Origin of the sequence: Pseudorhodobacter wandonensis (assembly GCF_001202035.1) — a bacterium.
GTDB classification, from domain to species: Bacteria; Pseudomonadota; Alphaproteobacteria; order Rhodobacterales; family Rhodobacteraceae; genus Pseudorhodobacter; species Pseudorhodobacter wandonensis.
Genome location: NZ_LGHT01000025.1, coordinates 145,150 through 163,082, shown reverse-complemented (window position 1 = coordinate 163,082; position 17,933 = coordinate 145,150). Strand labels below are relative to the sequence as shown.

At 55.8% G+C, this 17,933-nt stretch carries 16 protein-coding genes; 9 read left to right on the top strand and 7 right to left on the bottom strand.

What is annotated here, in order from left to right:
• Positions 1-32 precede the first annotated feature (32 nt).
• Positions 33-170 (top strand): hypothetical protein, encoded by a 138-nt coding sequence (locus AKU79_RS19465; protein WP_197087228.1) that lies wholly within the window; start codon positions 33-35, stop codon positions 168-170.
• Between the two features lie 69 nt (positions 171-239).
• On the opposite strand, the gene AKU79_RS04820 is transcribed toward AKU79_RS19465, so the two are convergent.
• From AKU79_RS04820 to rocF, 3 genes are read right to left on the bottom strand one after another with little or no spacing between them, the layout of a single operon-like run.
• Positions 240-1,283 carry an ornithine cyclodeaminase gene (locus AKU79_RS04820; protein WP_050522433.1) on the bottom strand — a complete coding sequence of 348 codons (1,044 nt, stop codon included), beginning with the start codon at positions 1,281-1,283 and terminating at the stop codon, positions 240-242.
• A gap of 1 nt (position 1,284) precedes the next feature.
• Positions 1,285-2,259: a citrulline utilization hydrolase CtlX gene (gene ctlX, locus AKU79_RS04815; protein WP_050522432.1), complete on the bottom strand. Its 975-nt coding sequence runs from the start codon at positions 2,257-2,259 to the stop codon at positions 1,285-1,287.
• A gap of 2 nt (positions 2,260-2,261) precedes the next feature.
• Complete coding sequence (rocF, locus tag AKU79_RS04810; RefSeq protein ID WP_050522431.1) at positions 2,262-3,188, bottom strand: arginase; 927 nt, start codon at positions 3,186-3,188, stop codon at positions 2,262-2,264.
• A 113-nt stretch (positions 3,189-3,301) separates the two neighbouring features.
• Here rocF and AKU79_RS04805 point away from each other — a divergent pair, with 113 nt between their 5' ends.
• The 5 genes from AKU79_RS04805 (at position 3,302) to AKU79_RS04785 (ending at position 7,924) form a co-directional block, all read left to right on the top strand.
• The gene (locus AKU79_RS04805; protein ID WP_050522430.1) at positions 3,302-3,742 is read left to right on the top strand and encodes an Lrp/AsnC family transcriptional regulator; all 441 of its coding nucleotides are present in this window, start codon (positions 3,302-3,304) and stop codon (positions 3,740-3,742) included.
• A 107-nt stretch (positions 3,743-3,849) separates the two neighbouring features.
• Positions 3,850-5,823 (top strand): heme lyase CcmF/NrfE family subunit, encoded by a 1,974-nt coding sequence (locus AKU79_RS04800; RefSeq protein WP_050522744.1) that lies wholly within the window; start codon positions 3,850-3,852, stop codon positions 5,821-5,823.
• Positions 5,820-6,284 carry a cytochrome c-type biogenesis protein gene (locus AKU79_RS04795; RefSeq protein WP_050522429.1) on the top strand — a complete coding sequence of 155 codons (465 nt, stop codon included), beginning with the start codon at positions 5,820-5,822 and terminating at the stop codon, positions 6,282-6,284. The genes AKU79_RS04800 and AKU79_RS04795 overlap by 4 nt, the downstream gene beginning before the upstream one ends.
• 66 nt (positions 6,285-6,350) lie before the next feature.
• Positions 6,351-7,127, top strand: coding sequence for an enoyl-CoA hydratase-related protein (locus AKU79_RS04790; RefSeq protein WP_050522428.1), 777 nt, complete (start codon positions 6,351-6,353; stop codon positions 7,125-7,127).
• 155 nt (positions 7,128-7,282) lie between these two features.
• A complete protein-coding gene (locus AKU79_RS04785; RefSeq protein WP_050522427.1) occupies positions 7,283-7,924 on the top strand; it encodes an EF-hand domain-containing protein in 642 nt (213 codons plus the stop codon).
• Between the two features lie 61 nt (positions 7,925-7,985).
• Here the strand turns inward: AKU79_RS04785 and ilvN are convergent, their stop codons facing one another.
• The 4 genes from ilvN to AKU79_RS04765 all read right to left on the bottom strand — a co-directional run bounded on the left by ilvN (position 7,986) and on the right by AKU79_RS04765 (position 13,009).
• Complete coding sequence (gene ilvN / locus AKU79_RS04780; RefSeq protein WP_050522426.1) at positions 7,986-8,546, bottom strand: acetolactate synthase small subunit; 561 nt, start codon at positions 8,544-8,546, stop codon at positions 7,986-7,988.
• 85 nt (positions 8,547-8,631) lie between these two features.
• Positions 8,632-10,401, bottom strand: coding sequence for an acetolactate synthase 3 large subunit (locus AKU79_RS04775; RefSeq protein WP_050522425.1), 1,770 nt, complete (start codon positions 10,399-10,401; stop codon positions 8,632-8,634).
• Positions 10,402-11,006: 605 nt separating this feature from the next.
• Positions 11,007-11,645, bottom strand: coding sequence for a response regulator transcription factor (locus AKU79_RS04770; RefSeq protein WP_050522424.1), 639 nt, complete (start codon positions 11,643-11,645; stop codon positions 11,007-11,009).
• Entirely contained in the window at positions 11,642-13,009 is a 1,368-nt protein-coding gene (locus AKU79_RS04765; RefSeq protein WP_331458371.1) for a cache domain-containing protein, read from the bottom strand. Before AKU79_RS04765 ends, AKU79_RS04770 begins: the two co-directional genes overlap by 4 nt.
• Positions 13,010-13,334: 325 nt before the next feature.
• Here AKU79_RS04765 and AKU79_RS04760 point away from each other — a divergent pair, with 325 nt between their 5' ends.
• The 3 genes from AKU79_RS04760 (at position 13,335) to AKU79_RS04750 (ending at position 17,854) form a co-directional block, all read left to right on the top strand.
• Positions 13,335-14,423, top strand: coding sequence for a TRAP transporter substrate-binding protein (locus AKU79_RS04760; protein ID WP_050522422.1), 1,089 nt, complete (start codon positions 13,335-13,337; stop codon positions 14,421-14,423).
• A gap of 95 nt (positions 14,424-14,518) precedes the next feature.
• Complete coding sequence (locus AKU79_RS04755) at positions 14,519-15,466, top strand: TRAP transporter small permease subunit (RefSeq protein ID WP_050522421.1); 948 nt, start codon at positions 14,519-14,521, stop codon at positions 15,464-15,466.
• 30 nt (positions 15,467-15,496) lie between these two features.
• Positions 15,497-17,854 carry a TRAP transporter large permease gene (locus AKU79_RS04750; RefSeq protein WP_050522420.1) on the top strand — a complete coding sequence of 786 codons (2,358 nt, stop codon included), beginning with the start codon at positions 15,497-15,499 and terminating at the stop codon, positions 17,852-17,854.
• Positions 17,855-17,933: the final 79 nt, after the last annotated feature.

Genomic DNA, 17,933 nt, shown 5'->3' with positions numbered 1-17,933 from the left:
TCTAGTTGCCCAAACTATAGACCATCCCTGATATGGGGTGCAATGCCGCCAAGCCAGCCAATTTGCCCAATCCTGCGCCAATGCTGCACAGCTACGCGCAATATACTGCTTTTATTGTGAAATTATTGACATTGATGGCGCAAAAAATCGGCGCGATATCATCTATCTGAAAATATCCTCAGGGGGTGAGGGGCCTATGCCCCGAGGGGGCGCGAGCGCCCCCTTGTTGTTGCAAGCAATCAAGATGCGCGTTGCAACATCCCAAATAGATCCCGTGGTTCGTCAGGATCGGCCACCATGTCCAATTGCTCGGAAAACCCGGTTTCCGCCACTTTTTTGTGGATGTAGCGCAGCGCGGTAAAATCCTCGATGGCAAAGCCCACGCTATCAAACAGCGTCACCTCTGCTGCAGAGCGGCGCCCCTCGGTTTGGCCCGCAATCACCTGCCACAATTCCGTTACCGGATGGTCTGGCGCCAATTGCTGGATCTCGCCTTCGACCCGCGTTTGCGGTGGATACTCGACAAAAATGGAAGAACGCAGCAAGATATCGCGGTGCAATTCGGTTTTACCGGGGCAATCACCACCGACACCGTTAATATGCACGCCCGCCCCAACCATGTTGTCGGTCAAAATCGTTGCCAATTGTTTATCGGCGGTCACAGTCGTGATGATCTGTGCGCCCTCAATCGCGTCTTGCGGTGTCTTGCAGGCAGTCAACGTCAGGCCATGCCCTTGCAAATTGGTCAGGCATTTTGCCGTGGCCGTGGGGTCGATATCATAGAACCGAACCTCGGTAATCCCGCAAATAGCCTTGAATGCCAGCGCTTGAAATTCTGCTTGTGCCCCATTCCCGATCAACGCCATCACGCGCGGGTTCTTGGGGGCCAACCACTTGGCTGCCATCGCTGAGGTTGCCGCTGTGCGCAGTGCCGTCAGAATGGTCATTTCTGATAACAAAATCGGATAGCCGGTCTGCACGTCTGCCAAAAGCCCAAAGGCCGTAACGGTTTGCAGGCCTTTCTTCATGTTGGCCGGGTGGCCGTTTACATATTTGAAGCCGTAGGTTTCCCCGTCTGACGTTGGCATCAGTTCAATCACGCCAACGTCCGAATGGCTTGCCACGCGCGGTGTCTTGTCAAAGGCAGGCCAGCGGCGGAAATCGGCCTCAATCTCGGCTGCCAAATCGGTCAGCACTTGTTCAATTCCAATATGAAGAACCATCTTCATCATATTGGCAACGCTCACAAAAGGCACATATGCCTGTTTGGACGGGGTAATCATTTCATGCTCCATTTGGGGGCAGCGCCCCGGTTCGTGGTGTAAGGTGGATACCTGCAATCATGCACCGCACCGAACCGCCGGCCAGTTCGATCGTTGGCACCTCCAACGCCAGCAGCGGCATCATTGTCTCTAGGCGGGCCCGGTTCGCAGGGCTTAGATTGTCGCGCGCGGTGGCTGACAGGCATAAGAACCGCCCGTCATCGCCTGTTAACTCAATGGCATTACCGGCAAACCCGGCAATCTCGGCAGGAGACAGGGCTATAACTTCGCGCCCGGTTTCCTCAAGCCGTTCAACAATTTCCGCGCGGCGGGCAGGGTTGATGATCTGGTCCAACCCTACCATCGCCATGTCGGTGCCAATGCACATCAGCACATTGGTGTGGTAGATTTCTTTGCCCTGATGATCATGGGCGTCAAACACCATTGGTTCATAGCCAAAGTTGGTGCAAAACCGTTCGAGCGCAATCGGATCGGCACGGTTGGATTTGACGGTAAAGGCGATGCGGCTGATATGGTCCAGCACCATCGCACCGGTTCCTTCCAGCGCCAATCCGTCCTGTTCGAGGCCCGAATAATCGATGATATCTTGCACCCGATAGGCAGTTTTCAGAAAGTCGAGAATGTCTTGGCGACGCTCTCGGCGTCGGCTGGGCACAAACATCGGGTAAACGGCGACGTGCCCGCCAGTATGGGTTGAAAACCAGTTGTTGGGAAACACCGAATCGGGGGTGTCGCGGCTTCCATCATCTTCAAACACGTGCACCGTTACACCCACTGACCGAAGCTGGGCGACACCTGCATCAAACTCGGCCAATGCTTTTGCCGACACGGCATCGCGTGCGGCATCGGCACGCCGCTGAAACGCGTTGTCTGCATGGGTTTCCGGGTTCGGGTGAAACGCATGCGGGCGGATCATGATCACAGCGTCGGGCGCCTGGGCCAAGTTGCGGCGCAGGGGGGCGGGCTTAATGGCCATTATCAACCAAAGCTCCGTGTTGGGCGGTCAAAGACCTTACGGCCCATCAGGCTGGCGACCAAATCTACCATCAGCCGTGCAGTGCGACCGCGTTCATCCAAAAACGGGTTCAGCTCAACCAGATCGAGCGAGGTGACGAGTCCGCTTTCATGCAGCAATTCCATCACCAGATGCGCCTCACGAATGGTTGTGCCGCCAGGAACGGTGGTGCCGACGGCCGGTGCGATTGATGGGTCCAGAAAATCGACATCCAGTGACACATGCAGCATCCCGCCCGCGGCCTCGACCTTTTCCAGAAAGTCGCGCAGGGGTTTGACGATGCCATGTTCATCCAGCACGCGCATATCGTTGATTTCAATGTCATGGTTCAACAGAGCAGCATGTTCGGCAGGGTCAACCGAGCGAATCCCGAACAGGCAAATGTTTTCCGGTGGAATGACAGCCGGGAAGGGGCCAAAGGCGTCAAACCCGTTGCGCCCCGCAATATAGGCGACCGGTGTGCCATGCAGGTTGCCGCTGGTGGTCGTCAATGGTGTGTGAAAATCGGAATGCGCATCAAGCCAAAGCAAAAACAGTGGCTTACCCTGTGCCGCCGCATGTTTTGCAGCACCTGCAACAGAGCCAAGAGCCAAGGAATGATCGCCCCCCATGATGATGGGAAAACCGGAGTTCAGAGCAGTATCGGTAACGCTGCGCAGGGTTTTAGACCAACCTACAACCTCGGCCAGTGAATGCACCGCAAGGTTGTCGCATTGCGCATCGGTTTGCGGGATCATCGAAACATCGCCCAGATCCTGAACAGAATGGCCCAGCTCTCGCAAGGTTTGCGCAAGGCCCGCCACACGGTAGGCCGTAGGCCCCATCAAACAACCAGCCACTTGTTGGCCGGCATCAATGGGTGCACCGATCAGAATACATGTTTTAGCCATGGGATACTCCGTTAAGGTTGGATACGTTTTGCTTTGCTAAACTGGCGGATAGAAGCTATAAATTTGCCAAGTTGAATGCTATTTCGTGCATTTTGTAATCCGAGGTTATCAAAATGGATGATGTTGACCAATCCTTAATTGCAGCGTTGCGCCGCGATGGTCGGGCGTCATTGTCCGATCTTGCACATACTCTGGGCTTGGCGCGTGCCACGGTTCGGGCACGTCTGGAGCGGTTGCAGGCAGCGGGAGAGGTGGTCGGCTTTACCGTTCTGACCCGTGGCGATGTGTCGGCCTTGCCGGTGCGGGCATTGATGATGATCGCGATAGAGGGACGGGGGGCCGAGAAAACCATGGCGCGGCTGGCAGGCATTCCGGCTGTGCAGGCGGTTCATTCCACGAATGGCCGCTGGGATCTGATAGCCGAAATTGGCACGGCCACTTTGCCGGAACTGGATGAGGTGATGTTTCGCGTGCGCGAAATCGACGGTGTTGTCACATCGGAAACCAATCTGCTGCTGTCAACGCGCCGCGCGGGAACCCGCAAAAGCGGTTGATCACTTCAAGTTTATACCAGCAGCCTGCGACGGCTTAACGCATCCCCATTGGCCCCACGACTGTTTCCGGTTAGGCTGCACGCAATCATGTGAACAGGATGCCCTTTATGATCGTCGAGCTTGGCCATTTTGCCCTTATCCTCGCCCTCGCGGTAGCGTTGATCCAAACTATCATGCCGCTGATCGGTGCGCATAAGCGTTGGACTGGCTGGATGGCAGTGGGTGGGGCGGCTGCGGGTGTGCAGCTGCTGTTGCTCTGCTTTAGCTTTGCCGCGCTAACTTATGCGTTTGTGATATCGGATTTCTCAGTCGCGTTGGTGGTCAATAACTCGCACACGCTGAAACCGATGCTGTACAAAGTATCGGGCGTTTGGGGCAACCACGAAGGGTCGCTGCTGTTGTGGTCGCTGATCTTGGCTGTGTTCGGTGCGTCGGTCGCGTTTTTTGGCACCAATCTGCCGCCAACATTGCGGGCGCGGGTTTTGGCCGTGCAAGGCAGTATCGGCCTGGCATTTTTGGCGTTCATGCTGTTCACCTCGAACCCGTTTTTGCGCATGGCTGTGCCGCCTTTCAACGGGCATGACCTGAACCCATTGCTGCAAGATCCGGGTTTGGCCTTTCACCCGCCGTTCTTGTATTTAGGCTATGTCGGCATGTCGGTCGCGTTTTCGTTCGCGGTAGCTGCGCTGATCGAGGGCCGCGTTGATGCTGCTTGGGGCCGCTGGGTGCGCCCATGGACGTTGGCTGCGTGGATTTGCCTGACCATCGGCATCGCGTTGGGGTCATGGTGGGCCTATTATGAACTTGGCTGGGGCGGTTTTTGGTTCTGGGACCCGGTTGAAAACGCAAGCTTTATGCCATGGCTGATCGGTGCAGCCCTGCTGCATTCGGCCATCGTGGTGGAAAAGCGCGAGGCATTGAAGGCGTGGACGATTTTGCTTGCCATCCTTGCCTTTGGCTTTTCGCTGATCGGTACTTTCATCGTGCGTTCAGGGGTGATTACATCGGTTCATGCCTTTGCCAATGACCCCGAACGCGGCGTGTTCATCCTACTTATCCTTGCGATCTTTATGGGGGGCGCGTTGATGTTGTTCGCTGCCCGCGCCGGCGCGATGGAGGCAAAGGGCCTGTTTGCCCCAGTCAGCCGTGAAAGTGCGCTGGTTGCCAATAACCTTTTGCTGGCCGTGGCGTGCTTTGTCGTTTTCGTCGGTACGATCTGGCCCTTGGTGGCCGAGCTGTTGTGGGACCGTAAGTTAAGTGTCGGCGAGCCGTTTTTTAACGCTGCCTTTACACCGTTTATGGTGGTGATTGCTTTGCTGATGCCTTTGGGGGCTATCCTGTCATGGAAACGTGCGGTTCTCGGCCGCCCAATGCGGGCATTGATACCGGCGGCGGCCTTGGCGGTTGCGCTGGGGTTGTTGGCCTATGCAATGCAAACCGGTCGCTCGGCGCTTGGGCCAATCGGCCTTGCACTTGGCGCGTGGGTGGTGTTTGGCGCAGGCGTGGATTTATGGCTGCGGGCAGGGCGCGGACCTATTGGTCAACGCTTTGGCCGTATCTTGCGATTGCCGCGTGCCGATTGGGGCAAATCGACGGCCCATACCGGCCTTGGCGTCACGGTCTTTGCTGTGGCAGCAATGCACGCGTGGCAGGTTGAAGATATCCGCACGATGAACGTGGGTGACAGCTTTGATCTGCACGGCTACAATATCACGCTTGCCGATGTCACAAAAGAAACTGGCCCGAACTACTTTAGCACGATGGCCACGATGACCGTTGCCAAAGGCGACAAAGTTGTCGCCACGGTTTATCCCGAAAAGCGTGTCTATCCCGTGGCAGGCATGCCGACGACCGAGGCCGGCATCGATTACGGCTTTACCCGCGATGTTTATCTGGTGATCGGCGATCCGCAGGATGACGGTTCCTGGGCGGTGCGTAGCTATTACAAACCCTTTGCCAATTGGATTTGGGGCGGGGCATTGTTGATGGCGATAGGCGGCATGATCAGCCTGGCCGACCGGCGTTACCGTGTGGCAGCCGGTGCGCGTGCCCGCAATATCAAGGCAGTGCCTGCCGAATGAAACAGCATTTTCCCGCACTCGTCCTTGCGATTACTCTGATTGCCACGCCTTTGCTGGCCGTACAGCCGGATGAGGTGTTGTCTGACCCGGCATTAGAAGCGCGCGCCAGAACGCTGTCCAAAGACTTGCGCTGTCTTGTTTGCCGCAATGAAAACATCGACGATAGCAATGCCGATCTGGCGCGCGATATCCGCTTGTTGGTGCGTGAACGCTTGGTCGCCGGCGACAGCGACGCGGCTGCGATGGCCTATATTGTTGACCGTTATGGCGAGTATGTGTTGCTGAACCCTACCTCTAAAGGTGCCAACCTGATCTTGTGGATCGCGGGTCCGGCCATGTTGCTGCTGGGGGGGGGGGTAGCCGTTGCCTATATACGCAAACGCCGCGGTGCGGGCGATCCTGCGGCAAGCGAGCTGTCAGAAGATGAAGAAAAGCGCTTGGCCGAGATTTTGAAGCAGTGACGTATCGTTCTTCTGTTCCTTGACGCTTGGGTCGCTATGCTGCGACCAAAGCAAAGGAACCGTGACATGCATTTTGAAACCATCACCTATTCAGAAACCGATGGCTTGGGCCTGATTACCCTGAACCGCCCAGAAGTGATGAATGCGCTGTCAAGCCAGATGCGGGCCGAACTGACCTATGCGGTCAAAGCGGCAAGCAAAACCGCCCGCGCTTTGGTTCTAACGGGGGCGGGGCGGGCGTTTTGCTCGGGGCAAGATCTCGGCGATGGTGCCAAGATCGCAAGTATCGATCTGGAACGCACACTGCGCGATGAGTATGAGCCGCTATTGCGCGCGATTTACGGCTGCCCTATCCCGACAATTTCTGCCGTGAACGGCGCAGCAGCAGGGGCAGGCGCCAACCTAGCACTTGCCGCTGATGTGGTAATTGCAACTCAATCTGCCAGTTTTATTCAGGCGTTCACGCGCATTGGCCTTATTCCCGATGCGGGGGGCACCTATTGGCTGCCCCGTCAGATCGGGGCCGCGCGGGCGATGGGCGCCGCGCTCTTTGCCGATAAGATCAGCGCAGATCAGGCGGCAAGTTGGGGCATGATCTACGAATCCATTCCCGATGACGGCTTTGCAGCGCATTGGCAGGCCCGTGCCGCACATTTGGCATCGGGCCCTACTGCGGCCTATGCTGCTGTTAAGACTGCTGTCCGCGGCAGTCACGGTAACACATTGGATGAACAATTGGCGCTTGAGGCGCGTTTGCAAGGCACTTGTGGTCAGACCCATGACTTTAAAGAAGGCGTGATTGCTTTCCTTGAAAAGCGCAAAGCGCAATTCGAAGGGCGCTGATCGGTTCCCAAAAATTGGCGTTGATCTGGTCACATTAATGTCATGCCGTTTTTCCCCATAGTTTGGAACGTATAGGCTGCACGCGGTGTTATCCTTGCATAGCGATACCGGAAGCAACCGCTGCCGCATCGCCCAACTTGTAAAGGAAGAACACTATGAAAAAGCTTGCACTGACAACAGCGTCCATCCTTGCCCTTACTGTTGCCACAGCCTCGGCTGCGACATTGGTCGAACTCGATTCCAACGCTGACGGCTCGGCCGATATTGCCGAGGTCCGCGCGGTTGCCCCCACACTCTCGCAAGAAGAGTTCAATTCGATCGACGCTGATGGTTCCAACGGCTGGGACGATAACGAATTCGGCATGGCCGCCGATATGTTGCTGAAGCATGCGCCAGCCTCTAGCGGTGCTGCGGTAAAGCTTGATCTTGGCAGCGTTGACACCAATGCCAACGGTTCTGCCGATATGGGCGAGGTGCTGGCCGTTTCACCAACCGTCAATCAGGATGAGTTCAACATGGTTGATGCTGATGGCTCGGGCGGCTGGGAAGAACCCGAATTCACAACCACGGCCATGATGCTGCTGGCCAAAGGTCAGGTGATGCCCGAAGCCGAAGGCCTTGTGTCGCTTGGCACGCTGGACAGCAACGGTGACGGCTCCGCCGATATTGCCGAGGTAAAAGCGGTGGCGCCAACAATCAACCAAGATGAATTCAACATGGTTGATGCCGATGGTTCGGCCGGTTGGGACCCACATGAAATGACCGGTCAGGCGCAGATGTTTCTCGCGCGCAAGTAACCATTGCTGCATGACAAAGGGCGCCCGAATGGGGCGCCCTTAATCTATCATCAACCGTCTTTCACGCCCCGCGAGACAGCGCAGCCACCCCGGTCCGCGCAATTTCGCGCAGGCCCAATGGCCGCATCAGATCCGCAAAAGCATCAATCTTTTCCGGCGTGCCCGTCATTTCAAAGACAAAACTCTCCAGCGTGCTATCGACCACATTGGCGCGGAAAATCTCGGCCAAACGCAACGCTTCAATCCGTGCGTCGCCTTTGCCTGAAACCTTGAACAACGCCAGTTCGCGCTGCACCGAAGGGCCTTCAACCGTCAGGTCATGCACTTCATGCACGGGCACAATCCGGCCAAGCTGCGCCTTGATCTGCACAATCACTTGCGGTGTGCCGCGTGTCACGATGGTAATTCGGCTGCGGTGCCCTGCATGGTCCACCTCGGCCACAGTTAAACTATCGATGTTATAGCCTCGCCCGGAAAACAGGCCGATTACCCGCGCCAGAACGCCACTCTCGTTATCAACCAGAACCGCCAGTGTGTGCTGCTCGATCACGTCGCCATTCGGATCGCGCAGATCATAGGCCGAGTGACTTGTAGACCCTTGTTTAATATTCAACGGCGACATGCTTTGCGCCCTTTCTTTTCGGTAAAAATATCCCACGGGGGTCCGGGGGTGTGAAACCCCCGGCTCTCTCAACACAGATAATCCGTCAGACCAACACAGCACCTTTGCTGCCAATCGCACCCGCCGTATCGGCATCGCCCAAAAGCATCTCGTTATGCGGCTTGCCCGAAGGGATCATCGGGAAACAGTTTTCATGCTTCTCAACAAGGCAATCAAAAATCACTGGCCCGTCATATTTGATCATCTCCATGATCGCATCATCAAGGTCTTTGGGGTCCGAACAGCGAATGCCTTTGCAGCCGAATGCTTCTGCCAACTTCACAAAGTCAGGCAAGGATTCCGACCAGCTTTGCGAATAGCGTTCACCGTGCAGCAATTGCTGCCACTGGCGCACCATGCCAAGGCGTTCGTTGTTCAGGATGAATTGCTTGGCGGGCGCGCGAAACTGCATTGCGGTGCCCATTTCTTGCATATTCATCAACCACGATGCCTCACCTGCCACGTTGATCACCAACGCCTCGGGGTGCGCGATTTGCACACCGATCGACGCAGGCAGGCCATAGCCCATCGTGCCCAAACCACCCGATGTCATCCAGCGGTTCGGGTCTTCAAACCCAAGAAACTGCGCCGCCCACATCTGGTGCTGGCCGACTTCAGTCGTGATGTACCGGTCCATGCCTTTGGTCAGGGCTTCCAAACGCTGCAATGCATATTGCGGTTTGATCACTTTGTCCGAGTTATTGTAGGACAAGCAATTCACCGCCCGCCATTCGGCAATCTGCTTCCACCATTTTGCCAGCGCCGACTTGTTGACCTTGCGGCCGCGGGCTTTCCACAGGCGCAGCGCGTCTTCCAGCACATGGCCGACATCGCCCAAAATCGGCACATCGACGCGGATCACCTTGTTCAGCGACGAGGCGTCAATATCCACATGCACCTTGCGGCTGTGCGGGCTGAAATCAGCAATCCGCCCCGTGATCCGGTCATCAAACCGCGCGCCGATGTTCAACATCAGATCGCAGCCATGCATGACCAAATTGGCCTCATAGGTGCCGTGCATTCCCAACATGCCCAACCATTTGTCGCCCGAGGCCGGATAGCTGCCCAAACCCATAAGGGTTGAGGTGATCGGGAAACCCGTTGCCTCGACAAATTCGCGCAGCAACTGGCTGGCGGCAGGGCCTGAATTGATAACGCCGCCGCCGGTGTAGAACACCGGACGCTCGGCTGTTTCCATCATCTCGACCATGCGGGTAATCAAATCCAGATCGCCCTTCAATTTGGGCTGATAATGGCTGATCTTGGCCTTTGGCGGCGCCATATAGGTGCCGGTTGCGAATTGCACATCCTTGGGGATGTCGATCAAAACGGGGCCCGGGCGGCCGCTGGTCGCTACATGAAAAGCCTGATGGATGGTTTCGGCCAGCTTGTCCGTGTCCTTGACCAACCAGTTATGCTTGGTGCAGGGGCGCGTGATGCCAACGGTGTCAGCCTCTTGGAACCCATCGGTCCCGATCATGAAGGTGGGCACCTGACCGGTAAAAACCACAAGCGGGATGCTATCCATCAAGGCATCGGTCAAGCCCGTCACCGCATTGGTCGCACCCGGACCCGAAGTCACCAGCACAACCCCCGGTTTGCCGGTCGAGCGCGCATAACCTTCGGCCATATGTACGGCCCCTTGTTCATGGCGGACGATGACATGGCGGATGTCATTTTGCTGAAAAATCGCATCATAAATCGGCAGGACCGCGCCACCGGGATAGCCAAAGACCACCTCGACACCCTGATCCTTCATGGCTTGTACCACCATCTCTGCGCCCGTCATCTCCGGGCCAGTATTCGCCTGTGCCATCCTATCATTCCTCTGTCGCCGCATTGCGCGGCCTTATCGCAACAAAAAGCCCCCGGGGGTAAAGCGGGGGCGCATGGGGTTTGGAAAGGGTTTTCCGCTACCGGCCCATACGCCTTATTAAAATGACGACCACTAGATTGTTCATTTGCATACCCTTCAAGTGCGAGGGCGACCATATGGTGGGTGAAAAGGCGCGTCAACACCGAAAAGACGGAACAAAGTGTCGCGCGGCGTAAAAAAACAGACATAAAATTACCAAACGTGCGATGCGAGCGTAAGAAACGCAAATGTTAGGTCGCTCCAAGCTCTGCGGGGGCTGAATTTGTGCGGGGCGACATCACATTTGGCCGCTTTGAATTTGTGGCCAACCGGGTCGCACTTAGGTGTGGTCAAGAAAAGTGGCCCATCATATTGGCGCAATCAGAGCATAGTCTTTGCGTTGACTTGGCTTGCGGCGGTCCTGATGGGGGGCCGGTGGGAAAGCAATCTGCCATTTATGGGCACGGGCCAAAAAGCCGTTCTGGCAATGCTTGTCTACCTTCCATATCCGTTTGGCAATGCCATCGATACGCATGGTTTGCGGCACAATTGCTGCCTTATCCGGCTTAGTTTCCTGTTCCTTGCAACACGCCATGCTCCATCGCATAGCGCGTCAATCCGGCCGTTGAGGCAATCCCCAGTTTTCGTTTTATGTTTTTACGATGCGTTTCCACCGTGCGCACCGAAATGTCGAGGGCACAGGCCACGTCTTTGTTCGACTTTCCGAGCGCCAGCTCTAAAAGGATTGTCTGTTCGCGGCTGGTCAAGGCCTCTCGCATGCCACCCTCGACAGGCTTGATCGCGATCTCGGCACCCGCGCATAAATACCGCGCACCGCCCATCACGGCATCTATTGCCAATTTTATTTCTTCGGTTGGCACGTCTTTTAGTAAATACCCCATCGCGCCATGGCTAAGTGCGGTACTGATATATTCAGGGCTATCGTGCATCGACAAAATCAGAATGCGTGTGTCTGGCCGCTGCTCTAGAATGATCTCGGTTGTGTTTAGTCCGTTCATCAACGGCATGTTCAAGTCTAAAAGCACTACATCGGGATCAAGCTGCGAGATCTGGTCAATCGCATCGCGGCCGTTGCACAATGTGCCGACAACATTGATGTCATCATAAGTTTCCAGAATGGCACTGATGCCTTGGGCGACCATCGGGTGGTCGTCCACAATCAAAACGCGGATTTGTTTTGTCATGCGCTTGCCTTCGTTTTTGGGGCAGGGGTCTTGCTTGCTGGGGGCAACATATGGCTTAGCGGCACTTGTGCTTCAATCATCATCCCGCTTTTTGTTGTCAAAATCCGCAAGGTGCCATCCAGGCGTTCCATGCGTTCGGCCATGTTGCGCAGGCCCAATCCGGCGGATTCCGCAGCGGTCGTGTTCATCCCGCGGCCATTATCCTGCACCCGCAAAATGGCCCCTGCCTTTGTACCACGTACGAGCATATTGACTTCTGTTGCCCCGGAATGCCTTTCGACATTGGTCAAGGCTTCTTGTGCAATCCGGAACAATGCGATCTTGCTGTCTTGGTCCAAACGGTTGCGGAACGGGTTGGTCTCATAATTCACCTTGATTCCGGTGCGTTTGCCGAATTCTTCGGCCATCGATTTCAGCGCAGGGCCGAGACCCAAATCATCCAGAACGCCTGGCCGCAGGTCACGGCTGATCCGGCGTACCTCTTGTATGGCGCCGTTCAGATGTTCGATGCCGCTGCTCAGGCTTTCACTGGCGCGCGCGTCGCCCGTGGCTTGCCTGCGGCGTGCCAGCTCAAATGTATAGCGCACGCCGACCAGAATCTGGCTGATACTGTCATGCAATTCCCGTGCAACGCGGCCACGCTCTTCTTCCTGGGTGTCAAATACCCTTTGAGTCAGCGCTTTCAGTTTATCTTCGGCCAATCGCCGTTCGCGCAAGTTCAAAAACAGGCCCGACAAAAACACCAAAAACACCGATGCCAGTGTTATGGCGGCAATATTCAGAAAGGTTCTTTGCACCCGCGCCTCGGTTTCGGCACGCGCAGCCGCGACCGAGCCCAAGACATCATCGATGAAAACGCCCGTCCCGATCGCCCAACGCCAATCTTGAAGCCCTACGACATAAGACACCATCGTCGCAGATTGCCCCGAACTGGGCTTGGGCCAGACATAGGTATGAAAGCCTACACCCTGCCGCGCCAAGCGGATGAATTCATCGACCACGGGTGTGCCTTCGGCATCGCTTAGACCGGCCCAGTTTTTCTCAATCAGCCAGGTCTGGCGCGGGCTGACAAGGTTTTTGCCGTCGTAATCATAGACGAAAAAGAAACCTTCGGTGCCATAGGTCATGGCCGCCAAAATCTGTAAAACCTGCCGCTTGGCGGCCTCATCATTCGGCAAGGCGTTACCGTAAATCGGGCCAAAAGCGGTGCGGGCAATCGACAGATAGTTTTTCAGCTCGGCTTTCTTGGCCGAAATCAACTGGGCCTCTAGCCCGGCAATTTCGCGGTCAGCCATATCGCGCGACTCGCGCAAAACCAATAGGCCCACCGTCAGCATCGCCAGCACAAGCGGCACAGTGGCCAAAAGAAAAATCTTCTGACCATAGCTTAACTCAACGCTAAAAAGTTTTGCTAGCCTATGCCGCAAGCACTGCTCCTTCGGCCCATGGCCTTTGTATTCGAATCACAAGATGGCCTTGATGTTGTGGTGGCGTCAAGAACGCTCCGTTGCGACCCAAAGGCACCTTGTTTGGTCCGCAATGCAGGCAACTGGTCCGGTTTTCTGGCCAGATCAGGCATCTCTACGTAGTACTAGGTATTCCTTGCGGTGAAAACCGCGGCTAAGGTCAAGGCTCTTAAAAGTATGCCCACCTCTAAATGGTGGGAATTCTCATGGGAGGAGAATCTATATGGACCGTCGTTCATTTTTGACAAAAGCCACGATTGGTGGCGCAACTGCTGCGGCAGCTTCGACGCTTGCCGCGCCGATGTATGCGCAAGGCAACCGCACCTTGACCATGGTGACCACCTGGGGTCGTGGCCTTGCCGGTGTGCATGATGCCGCACAGCGCAACGCCGATATGATCACCGCAATGACCGACGGGCAGTTGACCGTTGACCTTAAGGCGGCAGGCGAGCTCGTCGGCGCGTTCGAGGTGTTTGACGCTGTGACCTCGGGTCAGGCCGATATGTACCACGGCGCCGACTATTATTTTGTTGGCCAGCACCCAGCTTATGCGTTCTTTACCTGCGTCCCAATGGGGATGACGGCGCAAGAATTGGTGAACTGGTACTATCAAGATGGCGGCGCTGCCTTCCACGACGAGTTGGGTCAGACCTTTGGTTTGAAATCCTTCCTTGGTGGTAACACCGGCGCGCAAGCTGGTGGTTGGTTCCGCAAAGAAATCACCTCGGCCGAGGATTTCAACGGTTTGAAATTCCGTATGCCGGGCCTTGGTGGTAAAGCGCTGGGTAAACTGGGCGCATCCGTGCAAAACCTTCCAGGCGGCGAAGTGTACCAAGCCTTGGCTTCGGGCGCGATCGACGGCACTGAATGGATCGGCCCATGGGCAGATGAAAAAGCCGGTTTCCAGGAAATCACCAAGTTCTATTACACTGCGGGCTTCCACGAGCCAGGTGCAGGTTTGTCCTTGGCAATGAACCGCGAAGTGTTTGAAGGGCTGACCCCTGCACAGCAGAAAATCGTTGAAACCTGCGCTGGCGAAAACCACCAGTTCAACCTGTCGCAGTTCTTGTCGAACAACTCGGCAGCTTTGACACGGTTGCAAGCGGCAGGCGTGAAAACGCTGGAATTCCCTGACAGCGTCTGGGATGCCTTTGCCAAAGCAAGCCAGGAAGTCCATGACGAGAACATGAGTGATGAGCTTTATAAGCGCGTTTATGACAGCTATGTCGCTTCGATGAAGTCGTCGGCAAGCTGGATTGACAAGTCGGACGGTGCGTATCTTCGTCAGCGGACCCGCACGCAGTCTATGTAATCGAGAATACTCGGTACAGCACCCCTTCCGGTTTATTGCCGGGAGGGGTTATTTGCGCATCATAATGCCATACTACCTCATGGGGGAGGGACGAAATGCTCAGCAGCATTTCTACAGTTTTCACAAATATCGCCATGGCCATCGTCAACTTTTTCTACGCGGTCACGCACCCGGGGGAATGGTTGTCCTGGGTTACTGAAATGACCAAGTTTGAGACGCCCGAGGCAAAAGAATCCCTTGGTCGCTTCATCTTTTACGGTGCTAGCGAAGATTTTTTCTACGTCGTCTTTACGGCCTTTCTGATCCTGACAGCTGTTGGTATCTGGCGCAAATCGGTCATGTGGAGCGTGGTGCGCGGCCTTGAATGGTTTGCCAACGGGATTGGCCGTACCGTCGCCTGGATCGGGTTGTTGATGGTGCTGCAACAGATCGTAATCATCTTTTTGCAGCGGATTTTCCGCGTGGCGACGATCGATTTCGGCCCTTTCGCCCCCTTTGGGTACAAGCTTTGGGATGGCTACTCTTTCGTGTCGCATGACCTGAGCTGGTGGTCCGAAGAGCTGAAGCTGTACAACGCCATGATCGTTTGTCTGTGCATCAGCTATACTTTCGTGCAAGGCGGCCATGTGCGTGTTGACCTTGTCTATGCCAAGCTCAGCTACCGCGCTAAACGGGTGGTTGATATGGCGGGCTGTCTGATCTTTATGATGCCCGGCGCCATTATGACCTGGCTGTTCGCGTGGTTCTTTATGTGGCGCCACCTGTTGACGCCGAAAATCTCGGCATCCGACAGCTTGGAACAAATCATGCGCAAGGCAAAAGTGCTGCGTTGGAATGTTGAGACAATCGGCTTTTCGCCGAATGGCTTTGATGCCTATTACCTGTTCAAGATCCTGATGCTTACATTTACGGCGCTCGTCTTTATTCACGCGGTCGCGTTCTTTTACCGCTCGATGCTGGAATGGCGCGAAGGTGAAGAGGCAGATGGCAAATATCTGGACCTGGATGCGGCGAGCGATAGTGCGGCCACAGGCACCCACTAATTCAGGCATAAACTAAAGGACGGACACCCTATGTTATTCGGACTTGACGGGATCGAGGTCGGCCTCATCATCGTATTTCTGTGCCTGTTTTCGGGCATTATCTCAGGCTTTCCGGTGGCGTTTGCCATTGGCGGCGCGGGGATCATCTCGTTTGGCATCATTGCGATGCTCGACGGCGCTGGCCTCTTGATCCACAACGCGATTGATACGTCATCCGATGCCTATCGCGCGCTGATCGCTTCGGGCGTGAATCAGATCGACATTTCGCACTTCAGATATCCTGACTTGCCGCAGGTACAGCAGGCGCTGTTCCCGCAAGGTTGGGAAGTGGCGATGGATCGCAACTTGTCGTTCATCGTGAACCGGATGAACGAACGCGTGATCGCGGGCGCGTCGATTGAGACATTGCTGGCCGTGCTGATGTTCGTGATGATGGGCATTGTCTTGGAGCGATCAAAAATCGCCAATGATTTGCTGACCACGATGGCGCGGGTGTTCGGCCCGTTGCCCGGTGGTTTGGCTGTGGCGGTTGTGGTCGTGGGGGCGTTCTTGGCTGCCTCGACCGGGATTGTGGGTGCCACAGTGGTGACAATGGGGTTGCTGTCGTTGCCAACTATGCTGCGGGCTGGCTATTCGCCACAACTGGCGACCGGTGTTATCGCCGCCTCTGGCACGCTGGGTCAGATTATCCCTCCCTCCATCGTCATCGTGCTATTGGGCACCATGGCGGGTGATCTTTATGCCGCTGGCCAAGAGATCCGCGCCCAAACGGCGGGCTGTTCCGATGCGCTGACCTATCTGGGCTCGGCTGCGGTTGTGTCGGTCGGTACGTTGTTCCAAGCAGCTATTTTGCCCGGGATTTTGTTGGCTGTGCTTTATGCTGGCTATGCTTTTGGGTATGCGTTGCTAAATCCATCAAAAGCGCCGGCCGTGCATGTCGAAAACACTGGCCGAGGTGAGATCATTACACGCAATGAAGCGACCCTGTGGTTCCTTGGGCTGCCGGTTGCGCTGATCGCTGGCCTGTTTCTGTCGATGCAGATCAATTTGATTGGCAACCAAGACCTGACGGTTGACAGCTATTCCGACGCTGGCCAAACGGCCTCCTTGCGGACCCGTGTGTCTGATCAATGCAAGGCCTCAATGATTGAGCTGCACGGCCAGGCGAAGTGGGATGCCGCTGTAGCGCAACAAGCCGAGATTGATGCCGCAGGTGGCGTCGCAAAATCGGTGGCACTGACCGATGCCGAATTGACGACCGCGCATGCAGAAAAGCTTGCGTCGCGTGCGCCGATTGGTACTGGCGTGGCGGTTATCTTTTTGTTGCTGGCGCTTACGCTGACGACTGCGCGTGGTGTTGCCCCTTCGGCCGATCATCGCCCGATATGGATCGGTCTTGGCGGTGTGGCACTGGGTCTGCTTGTCGATGCCGCGCTGGTTGCACCTGATGCGACACCTGGAATGACGCTGGTCTTTCTGGCCATCCCGTTGGTGCTGGCGTTTTATGGCTGTTACCACGCTGCCGGAATGCTGGCCCGCAATGAACTGATCCGCGTGGTTTTCCCGCCGCTGATCCTGATCATTGCGGTTCTAGGATCGATTCTTGGCGGTATTACAAACCCGACACCTGCTGCAGGATTGGGGGCTGGTGGTGCCATCTTGTTGGCGGCCTATCGCAAACTGGGTGACCTGAACAAATCGGGCAGCATTATCGTGATGAGCGCTTTTGCGATTGTCATTATGATCCTTGTCGGCGTGAACTTTGACTTGCGCGTGGGGTTGGGTGTTACCACCACCGAACAATGGATCGCATGGGGCGTTGCCCAGGCGACCTATTCCTTTGCGATGTTTGGTTTGCTCTATGCCTGCTGGGTGCTGTGGCGCAACAAGGTGCTGACACCGGTTATGCGCGAAACCACCAAGGTCACTTCGATGGTGTTTGCCATCCTGATCGGCAGCCAGATCTTGAACCTCGTGTTGATCTCGTTCGGGGGCGAGGAGTTCATTCAAAGCTTCCTACGCAGCTTTGATAATGAGCTTACAGTGTTCCTGATCGTGATGCTTGTGCTGTTCGTTCTGGGTTTTGTTCTTGATTTCCTTGAAATCATTTACATCGTGGTGCCTATTGTCGGCCCCGTCATCTATGGCGGCACGTTCGACCCAAGCTGGGTAACGATCATGATTACGGTCAACTTGCAAACCTCGTTCTTGACGCCACCTTTTGGCTTTGCGCTGTTCTATCTGCGTGGCGTGGCACCAAAAGAGGTGACAACTGCCCATATCTATCGCGGTGTGGTGCCGTTTGTGCTGATCCAGGTCGGGGCATTGTTGCTGTTGTACCTCTTCCCTTGGGTGGTCACGATTGTGCCAAATCTCTTGGCGGGTTAACTAAAACGCCCTGAATACCAAAGGCCGCCCCCGGTTTGGGCGGCCTTTTTTCATGGTTTCAGGTAAATCGCGTTAAACC

Coding starts and splice junctions, on each gene's coding strand:
- AKU79_RS19465 (WP_197087228.1), top strand. CDS start 33: ATGGGGTGCAATGCCGCCAAGCCAGCCAATTTGCCCAATCCTGCGCCA.
- AKU79_RS04820 (WP_050522433.1), bottom strand. CDS start 1,283: ATGATTACCCCGTCCAAACAGGCATATGTGCCTTTTGTGAGCGTTGCC.
- ctlX (WP_050522432.1), bottom strand. CDS start 2,259: ATGGCCATTAAGCCCGCCCCCCTGCGCCGCAACTTGGCCCAGGCGCCC.
- rocF (WP_050522431.1), bottom strand. CDS start 3,188: ATGGCTAAAACATGTATTCTGATCGGTGCACCCATTGATGCCGGCCAA.
- AKU79_RS04805 (WP_050522430.1), top strand. CDS start 3,302: ATGGATGATGTTGACCAATCCTTAATTGCAGCGTTGCGCCGCGATGGT.
- AKU79_RS04800 (WP_050522744.1), top strand. CDS start 3,850: ATGATCGTCGAGCTTGGCCATTTTGCCCTTATCCTCGCCCTCGCGGTA.
- AKU79_RS04795 (WP_050522429.1), top strand. CDS start 5,820: ATGAAACAGCATTTTCCCGCACTCGTCCTTGCGATTACTCTGATTGCC.
- AKU79_RS04790 (WP_050522428.1), top strand. CDS start 6,351: ATGCATTTTGAAACCATCACCTATTCAGAAACCGATGGCTTGGGCCTG.
- AKU79_RS04785 (WP_050522427.1), top strand. CDS start 7,283: ATGAAAAAGCTTGCACTGACAACAGCGTCCATCCTTGCCCTTACTGTT.
- ilvN (WP_050522426.1), bottom strand. CDS start 8,546: ATGTCGCCGTTGAATATTAAACAAGGGTCTACAAGTCACTCGGCCTAT.
- AKU79_RS04775 (WP_050522425.1), bottom strand. CDS start 10,401: ATGGCACAGGCGAATACTGGCCCGGAGATGACGGGCGCAGAGATGGTG.
- AKU79_RS04770 (WP_050522424.1), bottom strand. CDS start 11,645: ATGACAAAACAAATCCGCGTTTTGATTGTGGACGACCACCCGATGGTC.
- AKU79_RS04760 (WP_050522422.1), top strand. CDS start 13,335: ATGGACCGTCGTTCATTTTTGACAAAAGCCACGATTGGTGGCGCAACT.
- AKU79_RS04755 (WP_050522421.1), top strand. CDS start 14,519: ATGCTCAGCAGCATTTCTACAGTTTTCACAAATATCGCCATGGCCATC.
- AKU79_RS04750 (WP_050522420.1), top strand. CDS start 15,497: ATGTTATTCGGACTTGACGGGATCGAGGTCGGCCTCATCATCGTATTT.